Origin of the sequence: Caloramator sp. E03 (genome assembly GCF_006016075.1) — a bacterium.
Classification (GTDB): domain Bacteria; phylum Bacillota; class Clostridia; order Clostridiales; family Caloramatoraceae; genus Caloramator_B.
Genome location: NZ_CP040093.1, coordinates 2,485,917 through 2,507,617, shown reverse-complemented (window position 1 = coordinate 2,507,617; position 21,701 = coordinate 2,485,917). Strand labels below are relative to the sequence as shown.

Sequence of the window (21,701 nt, the reverse complement as noted above, 5' to 3'; positions counted from 1 at the left end):
ATGGCTGCCTTTATTTTTATAATAAACTAACCCTTTTTATTCCTGGTATATCAGAAAATGCTTTAATTATTCTTTCGTTTGATATATTTTTGGGAGATTTTAAATTAAGCTCAATTATAATATGCTCATCTTTCTTATTTATTTCAATGTTCGATATATTAACATTAAGTTTTCCAAGGTTTGTTCCTATAAAACCTATCTTTCCTAAGTCATCATCTATAACTACTTCAAAGGAAACTTCTCTTTTGTCGTAGCCTATTTTATCCTCAATTAGTTTAAAACCTTTCAGAGCAATATATATAAAAAATGTTGCAAGGATTGACTGCATATAAAGCCCACTTCCCGTGGCAAGGCCAATGCATGCGACTGTCCAAAGGCTTGCTGCAGTTGTAAGGCCTTTAATGCTTGCCCCTTCTTTTATAATGGTACCTGCTCCTAAAAAGCCTATGCCGCTTATAACCTGAGCACCAAGCCTCATAGGATCCACTTCTGTTCCTTTATTTATTATTGAAAAGTCAAGGGATATAATTTGGACAAGACATGCACCAATACAGACAAGTATGTGGGTTCTAAGCCCGGCAGGCCTGCTTTTGTGCTGTCTTTCATATCCTACTATTCCACCCAAAATTACCGCTAAAAACAACTTCAAACAAGTTCTATAAAACATCAGCATAAAAGACTCCTTTTAATTTTACAAATCTATTTAATATTATATGAAATTTTAAGATTAATAATCTCTCCACTGCCTGGTATCTGTTAACTGTAGCGTAGTCTTTGGTCTTTGTCTTTGGTGTGTCTTTGGTGTGTCTTTGGGGACGGTTACTTATTTTTGCAAATTCCGTTAACAGGTATTCGGTGGTATCCGCCAAGTATGAGGGACTCCATAATCTTGGGGACATAATCTTGGGGACAGTTACTTATTTTTGTAATTTATGGTATTGGGAGGGGCGGTTAGTGTGAAAAAGTTTTCTCCATCCGTGGTGCCAGGCACCGGAGATGGAGAAGAGAGGAAAAAAGTGCTACTCAGTTGACAAGTAATAAACTTTTTCATGCCGTCGTTGAGGCTACTTTTAGTCATGACCTGTTACTTATTTGTGCAATTTATGTTGATGTATAGGGGGAACCACCTATTTTTTATAATTTAATCAAAATAAGTAACCGTCCCTCTTGTTCACCGTCCCTCTTGTTCCTCTATTTCCCTTTGTTTTTTCATAATAAGTAACCGTCACTTAGTTTTTTTAATTTTTTAGTATTGTGTGTAAATTGTGCAAAATAAGTAACTGTCCCTGGTTTTTTCCCTGGTTTTTTATATATTCATACCAAATTTAAGTGCCTTTATGTTTTCATCCTGCATTTTCTCAGGAAGGTTTTCTTTAATTATTCCCTCCCAATCGAGGTTTTCAAGGCCGAGGGCTTTTATCAAAGCCCCAAGTAGAACTATATTTTGCGTCTTTATATTTCCAATGTTTTGTGCAGCTTCTGCAGCATTAAATATCTTTACATTTTCAACCTTTGACTTAAGTTCTTCTATTACGTTTTCTGGGTACTGCTCTTGTCCTATTAAAACAGGCATAGAATATATCTCATAATCATTTACAATAAGGTTTCCACCCTCTTTAAGATAGCTTATCCACCTTGCAGCCTCAACCTTTTCAAAAGCAACTAAAACATCAGCTTCACCAACTCCAATTAAAGGCGAATATACTTTTTCTCCGAATCTAACCTGCGTTGTAACGCTTCCCCCCCTTTGTGCCATTCCGTGTACTTCTGACATTTTAACGTCATACCCAAATTTTACAAGCCCCTCAGTCAAAATTTTAGATGCAAGTATTATTCCCTGTCCTCCAACTCCAACAAACAATATGCTCTTTGTCATATTATTCACCAACCTTCTCTATAGCATCAAATTTACAAACCTGCATACAAAGTGTACATCCATTACACATACTTCTCTCTATTGCTATTTTTCCATTTTTAAAGGTTATTGCAGGACAGCCAATTCTAAGACACGCTTTGCACTTTTTACATCTTTCATCTTCCACTTTGCAGTACATGTTAAACCTTCTTTTTTGAACTTCTTTAATAAGTGTACAGGGTTGCTTTGTTATTATCACAAAAGGTTCTACAGCTTTATAAGCATCATCTACAGCTCTTTGAGTTTCTTCAAGATTATATGGATCAACAACTCTAATGTTTTCATCTTTTATTCCAACAGCTTTAACAATTTTTTCAATATCAATAATTGGAGCTTCTTCTCCCATTAATGTTCTTCCAGTTCCTGGATTATCCTGATGACCTGTCATTCCTGTAATTCTGTTATCAAGGATTACTGTAACTATTGGTGCATTATTATATACTGCATCTATAAGGCCTGTAATTCCTGAATGAAAAAATGTTGAATCGCCAATTATTCCAAAAACTTTAGAATCCCTTCCTGCCTTTTCTGCTGCCTTTTTAAATCCAACTCCTGCAGATATGCTTGCTCCCATACATATCATAGCATCTGCTACATTTAATGGTGGCATCATTCCAAGAGTATAGCATCCTATATCGCTTGTTGCTATTATATCCTTGTACCTTGATATTGCAAAAAATAGTCCTCTGTGTGGACAACCTGGGCAAAGCACAGGAGGTCTTGATGGCACTTTAATATCAACTCTATATATATTTTTTTCTTTTACTGGCAAAAGTGCTCTTCTTATTATATCTGGATTAAGTTCCCCACAGATTGGTATAAATTCTTTTCCTATACATTCTATTCCAAGGGATTTTACATAAGTTTCAAGGTATGGATCATTTTCCTCTATTATATACACCTTGTCCACTGCTTTTGCAAATTTTTTAATCATCTTATCAGGAAGAGGATAGCTCATTCCTATTTTTAGGTATGATGCATTTTCCCCAAACACTTCCTTTGCATATTGATAGGATATCCCACTTGTTATAATTCCTATCCTTTTATCTCCCCATTCTATTCTGTTTAATGGGCAGTTATTTGAGTATTCTTGCAATCTTAAAAGCCTCTCTTCAACTTCATAGTGTTTAACTCTTGAATGAGCTGGTATCATAATATATTTTTCAATATCCTTTTTATATTCCTTAACTCCAACTTCACATCTTTCCTTAAGTTCAACTATGCTCTTGCTGTGAGCTATTCTTGTAGTTATTCTAAAGAGAACAACTGTATCAAATTTTTCGCTTATTTCAAAGGCGTATTTTACAAAATCCTTACATTCCTGTGAATCTGAAGGTTCTACCATTGCAACCTTTGCATGGGGTGCATAATATCTATTATCTTGCTCATTTTGGGAGCTGTGCATTCCAGGGTCATCTGCAGTAATTATTATAAGCCCTCCGTTAACTCCCTCATAAGCCATAGTAAACATGGGATCTGCTGCAACGTTAAGTCCAACATGCTTCATTGCACAAATCGATCTTGCCCCTGCAATTGACGCACCACATGCAACCTCAACAGCCACCTTTTCATTTGGTGACCATTCTGAATATATTTCCTTATACAAAGCTGTATTTTCAAGTATTTCTGTGCTTGGCGTTCCAGGATATGCTGCAGCTACTGTACAGCCTGCTTCATAAGCACCTCTTGCTATAGCCTCATTTCCTGACATTATCCTTTTCATGACTCCCATCCCCCATTTTATTATTTAATATCTGCTGCAAAGCATCCAAGGGCTATTGAGTAAAGTTTTGATTCATGGGTATCAGCTCTTGAAACAAGAACAATAGGGCATTTTGCTCCCATTATTATTCCTGCTGACTTTGCATTTCCAAAGTAAGTTAGAGATTTACCAAGCATGTTTCCTGATTCAATGTTTGGAACAAGAAGTATATCGGCATCTCCTGCAACTGTGCTTTCTATTCCCTTATGCTTTGCTGCCTCCTTTGAAATTGCATTATCAAGGGCAAGAGGTCCATCTATTATGCAATCTTTAATCTGTCCTCTTTGACTCATCTTTGAAAGATGTGCAGCATCAAGAGTTGCTTGCATGTCAGGATTAACAACTTCAACTGCACAAAGTGGTGCAACCTTTATAGGGCTTACTCCAAGGGCTTTTGCAACCTTAACAGCATTATTAACTATCTGAACCTTTTGAGCTAAATCAGGATAGGTTACCATTCCACCATCAGTTAAGAATAATAGTTTATGGTAATTGGAAGTACTATATACCATAACATGACTTAAAAGGCCACTTCCTCTAAGTCCAGTTTCTTTATCAAGAACCGCCCTTAAAAGGTCTGCTGTTGGAATAAGGCCTTTCATTAAAAAGTCTGCATCACCTTTTGCAACAAGTGATACAGCAACTTTACCACATTCTGTTATATTTTTGCAATCAATCAATTCATATCCTGCCAGGTCTACATTTAAATCAAAAGATGTTTTTTTTATTTTTTCAATGTCTCCAACTAAAATAGGATCAATTAAGCCAAGCTTTTTTGCAGAATCAACCGCAAGAAGTACTTCCTCATCCTGTGCTGCTGCAACTGAAAGCCTCATTTTAGGTCTTTGTTTTGCAATTTCTAAAAGTTGATCAAAATTTTTTATCATTTTTTACCTCCTTAAAAACAAAATAAATATAAAAAATATTCAGACTTATTTATGTAGTAACACCTTCTAATAATATTGTATCAAATAATATTAGAATTTTGAATATAAAGTATGCATTAAACTTAAAAAGCCTGCAATGCAGGCTATACTCCAAATATATTTATTAGTCTTAATACATTTCCTATATCAACATTATTAATTATTGCTTTTTTAATTCTATTTTTTTCTTCATTACTTAAATTATTATAATATGATTTAACTTTATCTACTTCGGTTTTATAGGGATATGAGGGATTTTTAGAAACTTCACTTATAACCCTTTGAATATTCTTAAGTATTTCCTTTTCTTTTGAAGTTTTAACTTCTAATATAGCTCCATTTATCTGACTGCTAACTTCAGCAAGATATTTTTTGTACTCAGGTTCAACAGTATTTATATTATTTTTATTTTGAACAGATATATTATTATCAGTTTTAACTTGTTTATTTAGGTTATTGTTTGATTTATTTTCAGTCTGCTGATTTATATTATTATTGTAATATTGCTTCGAAATTATATTTTTCTTAATTTCAAGTACAATTTTATTATCATTAATATATAAATTATTTAAATTCAATGGAATAATAGATTTTGTAATGAGTATTTTATTTTTTTGAATTTTTATATAATCATTTGAATATTCATTAACAAATTTGTTTATTACAAATTTTGGTATAGGAAAATATCCTATTTTTGCAGAAGATATACTTATTACTAAACCTTCATCATTATACTCCAAATTTGCTGAAATACCAGGATAAAAGGTTATGCCATTATATTTTGATTTTAAAATAATGTTTAATTTATTATTATTAATATAAAAGCACACATCTTGAATTGAAATTCTACCACTATTAAAACGTTTTTCAACGAGCTGCCCTAATATATTGTTAATATCACTTTGAGAAATTTCAATATTACCTCCTAACATATAAGCCGTTTCTATTTTATCGATAGCATCAGTTGGATCAGATTTAGGAATATATTTATATCCTCCCTTTGAAAAGGCTAAAACTGCAGGCATAATTATAATTATTAAAAATAAAAATATTATTTTTTTCATATATACACCTCTATCTTTTATACTGAATAACTTTAAATGTAACATATTTTAAATTTATTATTTTGTCAAGATCATATTTATGTTATAATTTTATGGTAAAATTTGCATTGAATTATCTTTGCATGATAGGATACAATAAGTTTCAGAATAACGTTTTATTTTAAGATTAATTACCAAAAATTTCTTTTAAAGGTGATGAAAATGATTAAAACAAAAACTAAAAAGATAGTTTTTTCATTAATCATAATTATTATTTTTATTTTCTCAATTATAGGATACATAAGCTTATCATTAATAGGCAAGATTAAAAAAATGGAAATATCAAAAAATAATACAGATCTTGGAATAAACACGGAAGAAAACAAAGAGGAAGTGAAAAATACTGGTATAACAAATATTTTATTTTTTGGGCTTGATAGAAGAAATCCTGATGAAAATTCAAGAACTGACTGCATAATGATTATTTCTATTGATAATGATAAAAAAGTTGTTAAAGCTACATCATTAATGCGTGATATGTATGTCCCAATACCTGGAAAAGGAAGTAATAGAATTAATGCCGCTTATGCATTTGGTGGACCAGCCCTTGCAATAAAAACCATTAATTCAAATTTTGGCCTTAACATTGAAAAGTTCGTTACAGTTGATTTTTTAGGACTTGAAAAATTAATCGATACGATTGGTGGAGTAACAATTAATGTAACATCTGATGAAGCAAAGGTTTTAAATATGTATCTTAAAGAATTAAATAGACTAAATAATAATACTGTACCTGATGTTAATGCGGGAGTAAATACATTAAATGGTAGACAGGCAGTTGCATACGCAAGAATAAGATATGTTGGTAATGGAGACTATGAAAGAACTGAAAGACAAAGAGAGGTATTAAATCAAATCTTTAAAAAATTAAAGGCTCAAGGAATTATAAAACTTACATCTACAATATCTGAAATGCTACCTTATGTGGAAACCAACCTTTCAAATAAAGAAATTTTATCACTATCATTAGATGCTGCCAAATTTGACACGAATAATATAATCCAATTTAGAATACCCGCTGATGGCACTTTTAAAAGCGAAAACATAAGAGGAATGGCTGTCCTTGTACCTAATTTGAATGAAAACAAAAAAAGACTTAAAGAATTCATCTACGGAGCACAGTAAAGAATCTAAATACTGGGTAAATGCTTGGAACTGTAGGTGCTGAGGGGTGCTAGGGTGCTGGGGACGGTTACTTATTTTTGCAAATTCCGTTAACAGGTATTCGGTGGTATGTCTTTGGGGACGGTTACTTATTTTTGTAATTTATGGTATTGGGAGGGGCGGTTAGTGTGAAAAAGTTTTCTCCATCCTTGGTGCCTGGAACCGAAGATGGAGAATAGAGAAAAAAACTCCCACCCAGTTAACAAGTGACAAACTTTTTCATGCCGTCGTTGTGGCTATTCATTAGTCATGACCTGTTACTTGTGGGACTAAAACTTTGGTAGAACTTTGCAACTTTGGGACGGTTAGTGTGAAAATGTCCATTTACAAAAAAGGAAAAAAGTTCAAGCCAGGGGACAGTTACTTATTTCATACACAATATCTGCAAAATCAAGGGGACATCTATAAAATATTATGTCTATTATTTAATATAATAATTAACCGTCCCTGCTGTTACCTTTGACAAGCCTAAAACTTTTTCATGCCATCGTTGTGGCTATTGATTAGTCATGGCCTGTTGCTTATTTATCATTGTAACTTTACAATTTAATGGATAAAAACACCTCCATCTTGGAAAAATAATACTAAAAATATAATCTAAGCTGGAGGTGTTTTATTATGCCAAGATTGGCACGTGAAAAATCCTTCGATTCAATTTATCACATCATGGTAAAAAGTATTTCTGAGGTAAATCTTTATATCGACGAAAATGATAAAGCAAAATATTTAGATTTTATGAAAAAAGCTCAAGATCAATTCGAATTTAGAGTTTACTCCTACTGCCTTATGGATAATCACGCCCATTTTATTATTGATGCTAATGGAGCCGATATCTCAAAGATTATGCATTTTATAAACTATAAATATGCTATGTATTTTAACAAAAGATATGAAAGACATGGCCACCTTTTTCAAGACAGATTTAAAAGCAAAATAGTTAAAGACGATAGGTATCTCCTTGCCTTAACAGCTTATGTTCACTTTAATGCAACAGATATCAAGGAATATAAAACAAATCCACAAGATTACCCTTTTTCATCCTTAGGTATATTTTTAGCCCAAAGGGTTGATGAGTTTGAACTTATCGATAAAGACTTTATTTTATCTATCTTTAGCTTAAAAGACGCTGCCGCAAGGGCAATGTACAGAGATCTTATATTTAAAGTAAAAAGCTTAGTAGATGCCCAAAAGGAAGAATTTAAAAATGAGCCTACAGAATATAGGAGTATGAGAACTGTACTTGTAAGGGATCTATCCCCTGATAGAATAATAGATATAATTATAAGAAAGTTTAATATAGATAAGCTTATGCTAAAGATAAAAAGAGCAAAGGATGCAAAAGAAGCAAAGGCTGTGCTTTGCTTTGTACTGAGAAAGTTTTGCGATTTAAAGTGTGCCGATATATGCAGGATACTTGGAAATACGGGGCAAGCCAATGTTTCGAGGCTATGCTCCATAGGAAGAGAGCTTATTAAAGAAGAAAGATATAAAGTAATAGCAGAGGAAATACTATCAATAGGAGCATAGCTGTTTATTGTAAAAATTTACAACAATTTCAATATAAAAATAAAAAATTTTAATTAATATTTTTTAAACTTAAAATAAAGTTGGACAAGCTATTATAATTTAAGTAACATATATCAATTAAATTTCATAATTTTTAATAACTCTAATAATGTTATTTACCTTTCATCACTTTTTAGAAATTGTAATGTATTAATCAATAATAAGTAACCGTCCCAAAAATCAATAAGGAGGCTAAATATGAACGAAAGAAAGCTTAAAATATTTTATGAAGTAGCTAAATCACTTAACATGACTGAAGTAGCAAAGAATTTATATATAACTCAGCCAGCAGTTAGTATGGTTATATCTGAATTAGAGGATGAACTTGGTGTTAAACTTTTCGAAAGAATTGGAAAGAAACTTTGTTTAACCTATGAGGGAGAAATTTTTTTAGGTTATGTCAGGCGAATTTTAAATATTTATGATGAATGTAGAACTAAAATTGGCAATATAAACAATCTAAAGTGCGGTAAATTAAGAATAGGAGCAAGTACAACAATAGGAATTTATCTTCTTCCTAAAATAATAGGAAGTTTTAATAATATATACAAAGATGTTGAAATTTCAATTGCAATCGAAAATACAAAGATTATTGAAAATATGTTATTGGAAAACAAAATTGATATTGCCTTTGTTGAAGGCCCTATTTATTCAGATGAAATAGTAGTTAAGGATTTTTGTGATGACGAGCTTGTGGTTATAGTATCTTCAAATCACAGATTATCTAATTTTTACGAAGTAGATAAAGAAGACTTAAAAAATGAGAAGTTTATACTAAGGGAAGCCGGAAGTGGTACAAGAGAAGTTTTTGAAAAGACATTTTTAAAAAATAATATAGAATATAAAACAGCCTTTGAACTTGGAAATACAGAAGCTATCAAAAAAGCTGTTATATCTAATTTGGGTATTTCTTGTATATCTAAAAGATGTATTAATGACGAAATAAAATTAGGACTTATCTCGATGCTTAAAATAAAAGATGTTAACTTAAAAAGAAAGTTTTATTTTATATATCATAAGGATAAATACTTTTCTAATCTAATAAATGTTTTTGTTGATTATGTATATAATTCTATTCCAATATAAGTATTTAGTTATTTATATTATAAAATAATATAATTTTACTTATGATATATTTCAATTTAAAATAAGGGATGGAGGTGAAAATATGAATATAAAAATTATTTTAGGTATTGCAGCAAGTATAATTGTTACTATTACAGCATATTTACTTCAAAATATATGGATAATAAAAAAACTCAATTTAAGCACACTCATAATAGCGATTATACTTGGAGCATTAATAAAAAATACGGTAGGTATATCTGAAAAATTTGAAGGAGGAATTAAATTCTGCTCTAAAAAGGTACTTAGAATAGCAATAGTCCTGCTGGGATTTAAGCTTAGTTTTTCACAAATTCTAAAAATTGGTCCTAAAGCTGTAATTGTTATTTTAATTTCAACCACATCAACTATACTTTTTACAAATTATCTTGGAAAGAAGTTTAATCTAAAACAAAATTTAACTACATTATTAGCAACAGGAATGTCTATATGCGGAGCTGCAGCCATTGCAGCTGTGAATTCTATTATAAAATCAGATGAGGAAGATATTGCCTATTCTATAGGTGTTGTAACGCTTTTAGGAACTATATTTATGTTTGTTTATCCAGTTATATTCAAACTTTTTAAAATGAATCAACAAATATACAGTATTTGGGCAGGTTCATCAATACATGAAGTTGCCCAGGTTGTTGCAGCAGGTTTTACAGTTTCGAATGATGCAGGAACGCAGGCAACTATTGTTAAGTTAACAAGGGTTTTATTTATTATACCTGTTACGATAATATTAAGTTTAACTTCATCAAAAAAAGAAAATAGTAAGTTTAGTTTAAAAAATATTTCTATTCCATATTTTGTAATTTTATTTCTTTTGATAGTTATAATTAATTCTACTATACAAATCCCTAAAAATACATTGGACTTGCTTGTTAAAACAGATGGTTATTTAATGACTTTAGCTATGGCAGGATTAGGTTTAGATTTAAGTATAGCATCAATGAAAAAGGTAGGACTTAAGCCACTATATTTAGGTATTATATCAAGTTCATTTATTTCTTTGATAAGTTTAATAGTCTCACATATCGTTTAAAATTAGCGTAAATAAAGGAGATGCTTAAAGATGCTTTTTGATAGTGGTAAAATAGGAAATATATATTTAAAAAACAGATTTATTATGCTACCTACAGTTACTAATTTAGCCTGTAATGGATTTGTTACTGATAGAGAAATGGAATATTATGATAAAAGATCAAAGGATGTTTCATTAGTCATAGTAGAGGCAAGCTATGTAAACACTTTAGGAAAGTTTTTTTTAAATCAGCTTGGTATCGATAACGATGATAAGATAGAAGGATTAAATAAATTATCTAATATATTACATAAAAATGGTTCAATAGCAGGTATACAGCTTGCCATGCATAATCCAAAATTTAAACCTGAGGATTTTAATATACAAGAAATTAAAAATTTTATAGAAGACTTTGCACAGGCCGCTTTTAGAGCTAAAAAAGCAGGCTTTGACTTAGTAGAACTTCATTTTGCTCATGGTTGGTTTGTAAATAACTTTTTGTCACCATATAAAAATAACAGGAATGATGAATATGGTGGAAGTTTTGAAAAAAGAGCTAAATTTGCTTTAGATATATTATATAAAGTTAAAGAGAGAGTTCCCAATATAGCAGTTAGTTGCAGAATTAATGTTAGTGATTTTCTTCCAAATGGTTTTGATATTGACGAAAGTATAAAACTATCAAAAATGCTTGAGAAATATGGAGCAGATTGTATTAGTCTTTCAGCAGGGGTTGGAGAAAAAGCTGAATATCATATAGCACCAATGGAAATCCAAGACAAACTCTTAGTAAATTTAGTGAGAAGAATAAAAGAAAATATTAACATACCAATTATAGCTGCAAACAAGCTTGGAAATTTTATGGATTGGGAAAAAATATTAGAAGATAATGTTGCCGATTTCATAGGTATTGCAAGGAATTTGATATGTGATCCAGATCTAATATCAAAAATTAAAAATGGTAAATTTGAAGAAATTAGATATTGCATTCACTGCAATCAAGCATGTATTGCAAATATTTTGAAAGGGTTGCCTGTTTCATGCCTTATAAATCCTGAAGTTGGAAGAGAATCAGAATTTAATGAAAATACTAAAGAAACTTTAAAAATAGCAGTAATAGGCGGTGGCCCTTCTGGTATGTCTGCTGCTAAGTATTTAGCTAAAAAAGGTCATAATGTTGATTTGTACGAAAAGACATGTAAATTAGGAGGACAGCTTAATATTGCAAAGGTTCCACCTTTTAAACAAAAAATAGGACAAGTTATTGATTATTTAGAAAGAGATTTGAAAAATCTTAATGTTAATATACATTTAAATAATAAAATGAATATAGAACAAATTATGAATTTACCCCATGACAAAGTTATAATAGCAACAGGTTCTGTTCCTAATAATATAGAAAATTTAGATGGATTTTACTTTGCATCTGATGTTTTAACAGGGAAAATGCCAAAAGGGAAGTATATTATAGTGATTGGTGGAGGATTAACTGGAATTGAAACTGCAGAATATTTAGCCCAATTTAATAAAAATGTAATAATTTTAGAAAAAGAAAGTAATGTATTAGAAAATGTATTTCCAATGACAAAAAGATTAATTTTAAACAGAATTAAAATGCATAACATAGAAATTATTACAAATGCAAATATAAAAAATATTGATGGAAATAAGCTTATTTATAGTTTAGAAGGAAAAGAAGTGGTTCAAGAATTTGATGATATTGTTGTAGCATTAGGATATAAACCAGATGATAGATTTACACCTTTAAAAAATAATAAAAAATATATTTTTATAGGTGATTGTAATAACGTAGCATCAGCTGTTGAGGCAATAAGGGATGGATTTGAATTAGCATTAAAATTCATTTAGGGGGACGGTTACTTATTATTTTTATTTAATCCTCCTTTTATAAGCAGTAAAAAAAGCACAAATGCCTATTTTTTATGAAATTCATGTTTGTACCTTAGAAACATTTTGTGATTTAGAATGTAATAAATGGCTAACCATAGACTTGAGGTTATAGATAGAGTTTTATAAGATGAATTTAGTCAGTAATTTTAAAAGAGAGGGTATGCTTATCCCTCTCTTTTAAGCTGCATTCTACTATTAAAAAACGTTTTATATCCTAGATTCAAAAATGTAATTACTGTTATTGAAACGCTCCCTAATATTCCAAGCATAATAGCAATTTGATATGGTTCTATGTCAATAGTTGGGGTGGGCATTTTATTCAAATGCCTGCCCTTGCTAATTTTCAAGAAGTTTTAACGAATTAAAGAAAGTGAATCAAAAATTCTCTAAAAATGGGCATAACAAAAAGACCAAACTAATGTTGGTTTTTGAAAAATAGAGTACAGTAATCAATTACTTGCAACAATGCAGAATTCTATTTCTAAACCTGTTAAAATTTCTGAACCCAAACGCATTTCTTTTAATAACTTTAATCTTGTTGTTAAAACCTTCAACACATCCATTCGTATAAGGAACATCAAAGGAATTAACTATTTCCTTAAACCACCTGCTTAAAGTTTCTGCACATGAAATATATTCTTTTATACCGCTTTTTCTTGCTATCTCAATCCATTCCTTTAGTAATATTTTTGCTTCAGAAGCAGACCTTGCATCTGAAATTTTGTAAAAGGATTCCTTAAGGTAATGGGCATGTCTTAATTCATCATTGTATAAAAGCATAATTTCAAGTTGTCTCTTAGAGTCTTCATCTAAGGAATCTTTTCTAGCAAGAATGAGTTTTCGACTTTTTTTGTAATATCGCCTTAGTTTCTTATCCATATTCTTTTGAATGCGCTTTCTAACGTTTTCTATAGCCCAGGTGTTGTAGCGCATAAAGTGGAACTTATCTATGATGATAGTTGCATTTTTAAAGTATGTTTTAGCAATGTCAGCATATTGACTCCACATATCAATAACTACATATTTTACCTTATCCCTGTTTTTAAAATTTCTAAAGTAATCCGAAAGGATATGAAATCGTCTATCTTTAATAATATCAATTACTTTATGATTAACAGGATCAACTAATATACAGTGATATTTTGAGCCACCAGAATTACCTTTAAATTCATCAATAGATATAACTTCAGGCAAAGAATACGCAGTATAACTAACAGTATCAAAAATGCGTTTTACAGTATGGGTGGAAACATTGGCTTTTAAGGAAACATGCTTCATGCTATTAACATTAGATAGTTCGTTAATTATGAAGAAAGATAAGCGGTTTGTCATTCTATGATAGCGTGGAAGAAAATCTAGCTTTTCATAAAAGCGCTTACCGCATTCTGAGCATACTAATCTCCTTTTTCTAAGAATGATAAAAGTTTTTTTAAACTGAATGGGTACATCTTTAATTCTTTGTTTTCTGTAATCATGAACTTTAGATGTAGTATAGCCACAAACTGGACAAACATGTGGTTTCTTTTTAGTTTCAACAAATATCTCAATAAAATCATCTTTATTAACAACGTTTTTTACAAAAACATCTTTTAAGTTTAGTAAATTGTTGATAAAATTATACTTAAGCACTTTATTGGATGCCTCCTTTCTAAAATTTTGTTTTGGTTAATTTTATTTTAGCAAAGTTGGCATCTGAATAAAGTGCTTTTTTCTATTTAAATAAAAATGTTGAGGTTTACCACCCCAACATTTATTATAGAACCTTTGATATTTTATTGCAACAAGAGGAAGCGAGCCTGATAGTATTTGTCCTGTCATCATACCAGGCAAAAACACAATTCCCATTCCAACCATTGAGTTTATTGTTGGCAGTATTGCCGAATCAAAGGCATTATCTATTATTGATTTACATGCATCCTTTGGTGTTGCACCAAGCATTAGTGAACATTCTATCATATCTCTTTGGTTTGTAACTCCATCAATCAGCTTGTTTATTCCAAGGCTTATTCCAGTCATAGAATTTCCAACAATCATGCCAGCAAGGGGTATGAGATATTGTGGATTAAACCAAGGTTTTATTTTTATAACGATAAGTAAAAAATATAATAAACTAATCAGTGTTCCAGCTAACATAGAAATAGTAATTACATTTTTAAGTTCATTTGATAGCTTAGTTTTATTTCTTTTTAATATATTGCTTATAACAAATATCTCCATAAAGCCTACAATTAAAATTGTGATAAAAACATTTGGATTTTTAAATATATATGTTAGTATAAACCCAGTTAAAATAAGCTGAACTGTCATTCTTGTAGTTGCAATAATTATTTCCTTTTCTCTATTTAATTCACGTTTTCTAACTATAAAAAGAAGAATTAAAATAAATATATATGCAGAAACAACTTGAATCAAAGACAAGTCAACAGCACCATTCATAGTTTCAACTCCTTTTATTAATCTCAATAATGTGATCAGAATATTTTTTAGCAATTTCACTTGAATGAGTAACCATAACAAGTGTTTTATTGTTTTGTTTTACATAATTACAAATATAGTTTATTACTTTTTCCTCTGTTTTTTCATCAAGTGCAGATGATGGTTCATCTAAAAGTATTACATCAGGATTCATAATTAGTACCCTTATTATACAAAGTCTTTGTTTTTCACCTCCCGATAGGTTATCAGCAGGTGAATTAAGGTCTTTATCTATGCTGAATTCCTTCATAAGTTTTTTTATTTCTTCTATATCATAGTCAGTAGATTTTGCAAACTTTTTACCTATAAGTATGTTGTCCAATATATTTCCTTTATAAATAACAGGATTTTGAGGAAGCATAGTAATTTTTCGTCTAAGTTCTATGGCATCAAAATCATTGATGTTTTTTCCTTTATATAAAATTTCACCTTCATCTGGAGATATAATGTTGTTTAACATTTTTAGTAAAGTAGTTTTACCACTGCCACTTTCCCCTACTATACTTGTTATCTTTTCTTCAGGTATTATTAAATGTTCAATATCTAATATGTCTTTAAATTTTATATTCTTTATTTCAAACATATTTTAACCTCCAATTTCTTTTATAAGTTCTATAGCTTTTTCGGTAGCCTTATTTAATATTTCTTCTCCTTCTTTTGTTATTGAGTAGTATTTTCTAATTTTACCCTCAACATTTTTAGATTCAACAACAAGCAAACCTTCGCTGCATAGTGTATGAAGAATGGGATATAGTGTTCCAGGGCTTATATCGTATCCATGTTCCTTTAGTTCTTCTATCATCCAAGAACCATAAAAGGGGCATTTTTTAGCATGATGAAGAATGTGTAATTCAATAAAACCAAGAAAAAGTTTTCTAAGTATTTTATTTTCCATATTGCACCTCTATCAATATACGATATCGAAATTCGATATTAGGATTATAACATAACAAGTATTAGAAAGTAAATAAAATTTATCATGTGATATAAATATATTAGACTTATCATATGATTTAGATGGAGAGATGGCAGAGAGGTCTAATTCATACAACTCGAAATCGGATCAGTTAGTGTGAAAATGTCCATTTACAAAAAAGGAAAAAAGTTCAAGCCAAAGCAAGCTAAGGGACGGTTACTTATTTCATACACAATATCTACAAAATCAGGGGGACATGTATAAAATATTATGTCTATTATTTAATATAATAAGTAACCGTCCCTTCTGTTACCTTTGAAAAACCATAAACTTTTTCATGCCGTCGTTGTGGCTATTCATTAGTCATGACCTGTTACTTATTATATTTATTATATGAAAAATTTATAAGTTCTCCATTTTCCGTGCCAGGCACCGGAGATGGAGAAGAAAGGAAAAAAGTGCTGCCAACTGTAATTTGATGGCAGCACTTTTTTCTGTAAGCACCCCCACTTATAAAAGTAGAGGTGTTATATCACTAATTTGATTAAAAAATTTGCTTTCAATATAATCTTATCTTTTGTCAATTTATTTTAAATATATTCTATTATTATATTTACAAAATCCTCGATATCTTTTAAATTATTTTTTATTATCTCATATACTATTCTCTTATTAAGTATATAATCATGAACTAATATATTCCTTAATCCAGCCATATTGCTCAATTTTTCTTTTAGAGAATCATTTATTATTTTATTTTCATAGAGTATCTCAAATATTTCCCTATTGCTGGCTGGTTTTCTAAATCTCATATCAGCGATAATATGGCTACTTATATCAATAATACACTCTATTGATAAATGCAAAAACCTTTCCGCAGAACCGTATATCATAGGGCTATTTAGGTATTCCTCAATGGAATACTTTTGAATTTCTTTTAAAAAATCCAAATACTCATTAAGTTTGCTTATTCTTGTAAGTACAACATCCCTGTTAACCATACTATACACCCCTATTTTTAGCTTTTATACTATTTAGAATAACTTCATTATAATAATCACTATAATATTTAAAATCTAAATATTTTCTAATTACCAAGGATTCATAGGATATTCTATCGATACTATCTTTTATAACAATACCATCCCTTATAATCTCATATTTTAAAAAAATAGAATCTATATTTAAAAATACTACATCAACATCCTTTTTAAACACTTCTTTCCCAATTTCTATTAAGTTCCCTCTAATAAAAACTTCTTCTATGTCATCATAGTTTTTTTGAGGCATGATGGCAATATCTATATCGCTGTTTTCGTTTTGCTCTCCCCTTGCGTAGGATCCAAAAATGTAGGCAAAATTAATTTCACAAATTTCTTGTGCTTTTTTTAGAAATTCATCTATTTTACTTTTAATAATACCATCCATAATTTCACCACTTTATGTTTTATTATAATTATACTTCTTTCCCTTAACCCTGCCTTATTATTTCTATAAGCCTGTTATGTATAACCTGCCAATCCCTATTTAAATCAACTGTACATATTTTTATTTTATGTCCATGTATAACATATCTTAAGTTAAGCTCTTTGCTGGTTTTAGGATAAATAAGAATACCTTCTGCATTAATGTCCTTATCGCTTTTATATTCTATATTTTTAAGATAGGCAAATAATTGATATAAATTGCTGCTAATTAGTTTTTCTGCTCCATAATTATTAGAAAGTGAGTTTTTATAATACTTTGTATCAATAATAATTTTTCTATCAGCACTTTCAAGAGAAATATCTGTCTGCATTATCGGAAGCAAATCAACCTTACTATCTTTTTCAGCCCAATTTATATTTTCCCTATAAACTTTAAACTCCTTACATTCTCTTTTATAAAAATTACGGACAAAATTTTCAAATAGATATGCCATTGCTCTATCATCTCTTTCAAAATCTTTAAATAAAAAATCACCTTTACTTTCATCTATAAGACAGTTATCAAAAATTAGCTGGCATATATCTAACACAAATCCATAATATAAATTATTTTTATTTAGTTTTACTTTTGAAAAATGCTCACTTTTTAGTCTTAATAAAGATATATCTTCAAAATAATTAAGCATTTCATATATTTTTTCTTTATATTCTTCATCAAGATATTTGTATTTAATTAGAATATATAATATTGTTTTAATTATTTGATTATAAAGTATATTATAACTAAAATCATCAAATTCACAATAAAGTTTTCCTCTTTTAAATCCAAAATGCTTCAAACTATCATTGAAATTTATTTTTCCTCTAAGTGTGGAAGTTTCCTTATAATTAACATTATATTCTTTGTAAAATCCCTTTTTTATAAGCTTTTCAAGATTATTTATTAAAACTCTTGAAAGCAGATTATAAATATCTGAAAAATCTGATTGACTCACCTTGACTTCATCTTTTTCTTTGAGTCTATCCCAAGCATAACAAAGCATATAATAAATATTTCTAACAGGAATTCTATCGTAGTCTTGCAAGTAAACCACTCACTTTATCTTCATCATCAAAATAATATTCCCTAAGTAAAGGCTCAATTTCAAGCTTTATTATACTTTTAAACCACTTTTCTTCATCATCAACTTTATTAGTTGGACAAAAATAGCTATGACCTATTTTAAACCCTTTTCCAAGATTAATTTTATCGTTTTCTATTTCACTATTAATTTCTTTTATTGATTCAATAATTCTATCAATAAATCCTCTGCTTATTCCCTTTGATATTAAATATTCTTGAAAAGCTTGGTTTTCAAATGCAGGCTCAAGTTCAATAAATGAAAATCTTCTCCTTAATGCATAGTCAACAAGTGCAATAGATCTATCTGCTGTGTTCATAGTTCCAATTATATAAAGATTTTCAGGTACAAAAAATTTTTCTTCTCCTTCAGAATATGTTAGGGTTACAGCATATTCAAATCCTCTTTTATCAGATTCTATTAGCATCATAAGTTCTCCAAATATTTTTGATAAGTTACCTCTGTTTATTTCATCGATTATTAAATAGTAATTATGCTCTGGATCATTTATTGCTCTATTGCAAAAATTATAAAATATACCATCTTTTAATTTAAAATTTCCATCAATGCTCGGCTTATAACCCCTTATGAAGTCCTCGTAGGAATAACTTGGATGAAACTGAACCATTTCAATCTTCTTATTATCCTTTACTTTACTATGAGCAAAGGCAATCCTCTTTGCAATATATGTTTTCCCAACTCCTGGGGGCCCTTGCAGTATTATATTTTTCTTATAATTCACAGCATCAATTATCTCCTCTACCTTGTCAGCAGAAATAAATACTTCTTTTAAAAGCTGTTCCATATTATATTCTTCATAAATTTTTTCATCGCTGTCTTCTATATTATTGTCACTTTTATTTTCCGCCTCTTCAATGCCAACAATCTTTAGAAGATTTTTGACAAAATCTTTGTAAGGAGTAATATTTGTAAGTGTTTTACTTGCTACTTTATTATTGCTGCAATCCCAACTACCGATTTTTATCCAATCAATCTTCCTGACATTTTTAAATTTTTCCCTCGATGAATCAAAATAATAATCAGATACAACCTGACCATAGGCAAGAATAGTATTAAAACCTTTTTTAACAAATACAAAATCTCCTATACTCATATCCTTTGAAAATTGATAACAAGCCAAAGCAGTATTATTATAATCTTTGCTCTGATCATACATTTCTTTTAATTTATCACTTATTTCACTCTTACTACTATAAAGATTCAAGTCGCCAAGTTCATCCCATCCTATTGCAATAATATTATTTTTATAAAAATCCTCCCACATAGATCCATTATCTCCAGCAGAAAGCGTCCAATAATTTGTCTCTACTTTTTCATCCAATTCTTCAATTTCTCCATATTTTTCATATAAGAAACTAAAGAACTGATCTATTTCATAAAATATTGGCAGATTCGTGTGTTTTCCCACAACTTGTAAATATTTATCTATAATTTCATTTTCCTCAATTGCTTTATGAAACTTAATAAACTTATCTGAGAATTTGTCATTCTTTGAATAGGGCGGAATAATACCTAAAATGTTTTCAAGGGCTACCTTGTCCCTTTGATTAAAAAAACAGAATTTTTCTGGATAAATATTCCCTATTATTTCACTTAGAGCTGATTCTCCAAAACCAAATAAACTATATTCTTCATTTGTAAGAAATTTATCTATTCTTATCTCCAAAGGTTCATCCCCATATATTAAATATATGAAGCTGTTTCTATATTTCTCAATATCAGCATTGGGCTTGCCAAGGGCTCTTTTCCTTGCAAGGGGCATTCTAAATGCATTTATATGCTCTCCCAAAGTTTGTATATCATCCCATTCCATTTTTTCAAGATTTTCTTTTCTTTTAAACTCTATAAAAAATTTATAGTTTTCTTTTATAAAATCACACTTATCAAACCATGTTACAGCTTCTTCCTTAAAAATTTGAAGATATTTTTCTATCCTTGGCATATTGGCAGCATCCTTTAAAAATTTGGGATTTTGCCAATATTCAAGTAAAGCCTCTGACTCTTTGTCATTTAGCTTATAATTGGTACCTTGTGTCATCTTTAGGATGGGAAGATTCATAGTTTTAGGAACTTCCTTAAGATAGCTTCTTAAAAGCATTCCTTCATCTTCACTTAATCTATACTCTAATACCTTCAAATCAGCAACATATTTTCCATTTTGATCAATATATGGTGTTTTAACAACTTCACATAGGGCAACTACTCCACCGCTATTTTTAATCTTTCCATCTGAACGCCATATAAAAACTCTATCTTTTTCTTTAATAACATCAATGTACTGTTTTTGCCTTATAGACCAAGTTATTATTTGATTTCCTTTTAAGTAATTATCTATATCAAAAAAATTAGGATTATCTTGAAATATCCATGTACTCACAACAACACTCCCTTTTCTGCATCTTATGTAACAATAACATCCTTATAAATACATCCTTTTATATTTATCATAATAATTATACTTCTATTAGCTTATATTGCAAATAAGACATGCCTGGGGACAAGCCTGGGGACGGTTACTTATTATATGCTATTAGATTAATCGTGAGACAGACTCGGGTATATAGGGATGATTAGTGTGAAAAAGTTTTCTCCATCTTTGGTGCCTGGCACCGAATATGGAGAATAGAGAAAAAAAACTTCCACCCAGTTGAAAGTGACAAACTTTTTCATGCCTTCGTTGTGGCTATTGATTAATCATGATCTGTTACTTTTGTATTCTAAATTACTTTCGATAGTATCCCCAATTCAAACATTCTTTGGTAGAAGGAATAGCCTCCAATGCTAAATATAGAACCGTAAATAAAGGATGATATGAAAAGTGTATTGTAGTGTGTGAAAGTGTGGAGTATGGAGGGACGGTTACTTATTAGTTTAATATTTAAAAGAATTAATCTGCTTCATAGGGGTTATTCCTTTTATTATTTTTAATATGAAAATTTCATATTAAATGCACGAAATAAGTAACCGTCCCCCTTTTTCTATTATTTATTATAAAAAAAGAGAGCTCTCCTCTCTCAAGTACCCCTTTTTAATTTCCTATACGAAAATTTTATATCAAATACATGAAATAAGTAACCGTCCTCTGTAATTTATTATATTAAATGCATGAAATAAGTAACCGTCCCTCTGAACTCTGATTTTTTATGGGTTCTATAATATATGTTGGGGCGTAGCCCCAGCATATTTTTTTACAAAAAAATATGCACCTGTTTTAGATGCCTGGTAAAATTAAATTAACTACAAAAATATTACCTGAAAGGAGG

The 21,701-nt window shown here is 29.9% G+C and carries 18 protein-coding genes; 5 read left to right on the top strand and 13 right to left on the bottom strand.

What is annotated here, in order from left to right; translation table 11 throughout:
- Positions 1 to 16 precede the first annotated feature (16 nt).
- From FDN13_RS11970 to FDN13_RS11950, 5 genes are all read right to left on the bottom strand, one after another.
- Positions 17 to 649, bottom strand: coding sequence for an MgtC/SapB family protein (locus FDN13_RS11970; protein ID WP_243120218.1), 633 nt, complete (start codon positions 647 to 649; stop codon positions 17 to 19).
- Between the two features lie 657 nt (positions 650 to 1,306).
- Complete coding sequence (locus FDN13_RS11965) at positions 1,307 to 1,876, bottom strand: indolepyruvate oxidoreductase subunit beta (protein ID WP_138980603.1); 570 nt, start codon at positions 1,874 to 1,876, stop codon at positions 1,307 to 1,309.
- Between the two features lies 1 nt (position 1,877).
- Positions 1,878 to 3,638 (bottom strand): indolepyruvate ferredoxin oxidoreductase subunit alpha, encoded by a 1,761-nt coding sequence (gene iorA / locus FDN13_RS11960; protein ID WP_138980602.1) that lies wholly within the window; start codon positions 3,636 to 3,638, stop codon positions 1,878 to 1,880.
- Between the two features lie 20 nt (positions 3,639 to 3,658).
- Complete coding sequence (locus FDN13_RS11955; protein WP_138980601.1) at positions 3,659 to 4,564, bottom strand: phosphate butyryltransferase; 906 nt, start codon at positions 4,562 to 4,564, stop codon at positions 3,659 to 3,661.
- A gap of 143 nt (positions 4,565 to 4,707) precedes the next feature.
- A complete protein-coding gene (locus FDN13_RS11950) occupies positions 4,708 to 5,667 on the bottom strand; it encodes a hypothetical protein (RefSeq protein ID WP_138980600.1) in 960 nt (319 codons plus the stop codon).
- 201 nt (positions 5,668 to 5,868) lie between these two features.
- On the opposite strand from FDN13_RS11950, the gene FDN13_RS11945 reads away from it, so the two are divergent.
- From FDN13_RS11945 to FDN13_RS11925, 5 genes are all read left to right on the top strand, one after another.
- Entirely contained in the window at positions 5,869 to 6,831 is a 963-nt protein-coding gene (locus FDN13_RS11945; protein WP_168190159.1) for an LCP family protein, read from the top strand.
- Positions 6,832 to 7,488: 657 nt separating this feature from the next.
- Positions 7,489 to 8,397: a transposase gene (locus tag FDN13_RS11940; RefSeq protein WP_138980598.1), complete on the top strand. Its 909-nt coding sequence runs from the start codon at positions 7,489 to 7,491 to the stop codon at positions 8,395 to 8,397.
- 237 nt (positions 8,398 to 8,634) lie between these two features.
- Positions 8,635 to 9,522: a selenium metabolism-associated LysR family transcriptional regulator gene (locus FDN13_RS11935; RefSeq protein ID WP_138980597.1), complete on the top strand. Its 888-nt coding sequence runs from the start codon at positions 8,635 to 8,637 to the stop codon at positions 9,520 to 9,522.
- A gap of 82 nt (positions 9,523 to 9,604) precedes the next feature.
- Positions 9,605 to 10,588, top strand: a complete 984-nt coding sequence (locus tag FDN13_RS11930) for a YeiH family protein (protein ID WP_138980596.1) — start codon at positions 9,605 to 9,607, stop codon at positions 10,586 to 10,588.
- A 30-nt stretch (positions 10,589 to 10,618) separates the two neighbouring features.
- Positions 10,619 to 12,436 (top strand): NAD(P)/FAD-dependent oxidoreductase, encoded by a 1,818-nt coding sequence (locus FDN13_RS11925; protein ID WP_138980595.1) that lies wholly within the window; start codon positions 10,619 to 10,621, stop codon positions 12,434 to 12,436.
- 495 nt (positions 12,437 to 12,931) lie between these two features.
- On the opposite strand, the gene FDN13_RS11915 is transcribed toward FDN13_RS11925, so the two are convergent.
- From FDN13_RS11915 to FDN13_RS11880, 8 genes are all read right to left on the bottom strand, one after another.
- Positions 12,932 to 14,107, bottom strand: a complete 1,176-nt coding sequence (locus FDN13_RS11915; protein ID WP_138979155.1) for an ISL3 family transposase — start codon at positions 14,105 to 14,107, stop codon at positions 12,932 to 12,934.
- A gap of 42 nt (positions 14,108 to 14,149) precedes the next feature.
- Positions 14,150 to 14,914 (bottom strand): ABC transporter permease, encoded by a 765-nt coding sequence (locus FDN13_RS11910; protein WP_138980594.1) that lies wholly within the window; start codon positions 14,912 to 14,914, stop codon positions 14,150 to 14,152.
- Positions 14,915 to 14,918: 4 nt separating this feature from the next.
- Positions 14,919 to 15,536, bottom strand: coding sequence for an ABC transporter ATP-binding protein (locus tag FDN13_RS11905; RefSeq protein ID WP_138980593.1), 618 nt, complete (start codon positions 15,534 to 15,536; stop codon positions 14,919 to 14,921).
- A gap of 3 nt (positions 15,537 to 15,539) precedes the next feature.
- The gene (locus FDN13_RS11900; RefSeq protein WP_138980592.1) at positions 15,540 to 15,848 is read right to left on the bottom strand and encodes a PadR family transcriptional regulator; all 309 of its coding nucleotides are present in this window, start codon (positions 15,846 to 15,848) and stop codon (positions 15,540 to 15,542) included.
- 611 nt (positions 15,849 to 16,459) lie between these two features.
- Entirely contained in the window at positions 16,460 to 16,870 is a 411-nt protein-coding gene (gene hepT, locus FDN13_RS11895; RefSeq protein ID WP_138980591.1) for a type VII toxin-antitoxin system HepT family RNase toxin, read from the bottom strand.
- Between the two features lies 1 nt (position 16,871).
- Positions 16,872 to 17,297, bottom strand: a complete 426-nt coding sequence (gene mntA / locus FDN13_RS11890; protein WP_138980590.1) for a type VII toxin-antitoxin system MntA family adenylyltransferase antitoxin — start codon at positions 17,295 to 17,297, stop codon at positions 16,872 to 16,874.
- A 43-nt stretch (positions 17,298 to 17,340) separates the two neighbouring features.
- Positions 17,341 to 18,390, bottom strand: a complete 1,050-nt coding sequence (gene mcrC, locus FDN13_RS11885) for a 5-methylcytosine-specific restriction endonuclease system specificity protein McrC (protein ID WP_207670886.1) — start codon at positions 18,388 to 18,390, stop codon at positions 17,341 to 17,343.
- Positions 18,365 to 20,815: an AAA family ATPase gene (locus tag FDN13_RS11880; RefSeq protein ID WP_138980589.1), complete on the bottom strand. Its 2,451-nt coding sequence runs from the start codon at positions 20,813 to 20,815 to the stop codon at positions 18,365 to 18,367. The genes mcrC and FDN13_RS11880 overlap by 26 nt, the downstream gene beginning before the upstream one ends.
- Positions 20,816 to 21,701 lie beyond the last annotated feature (886 nt).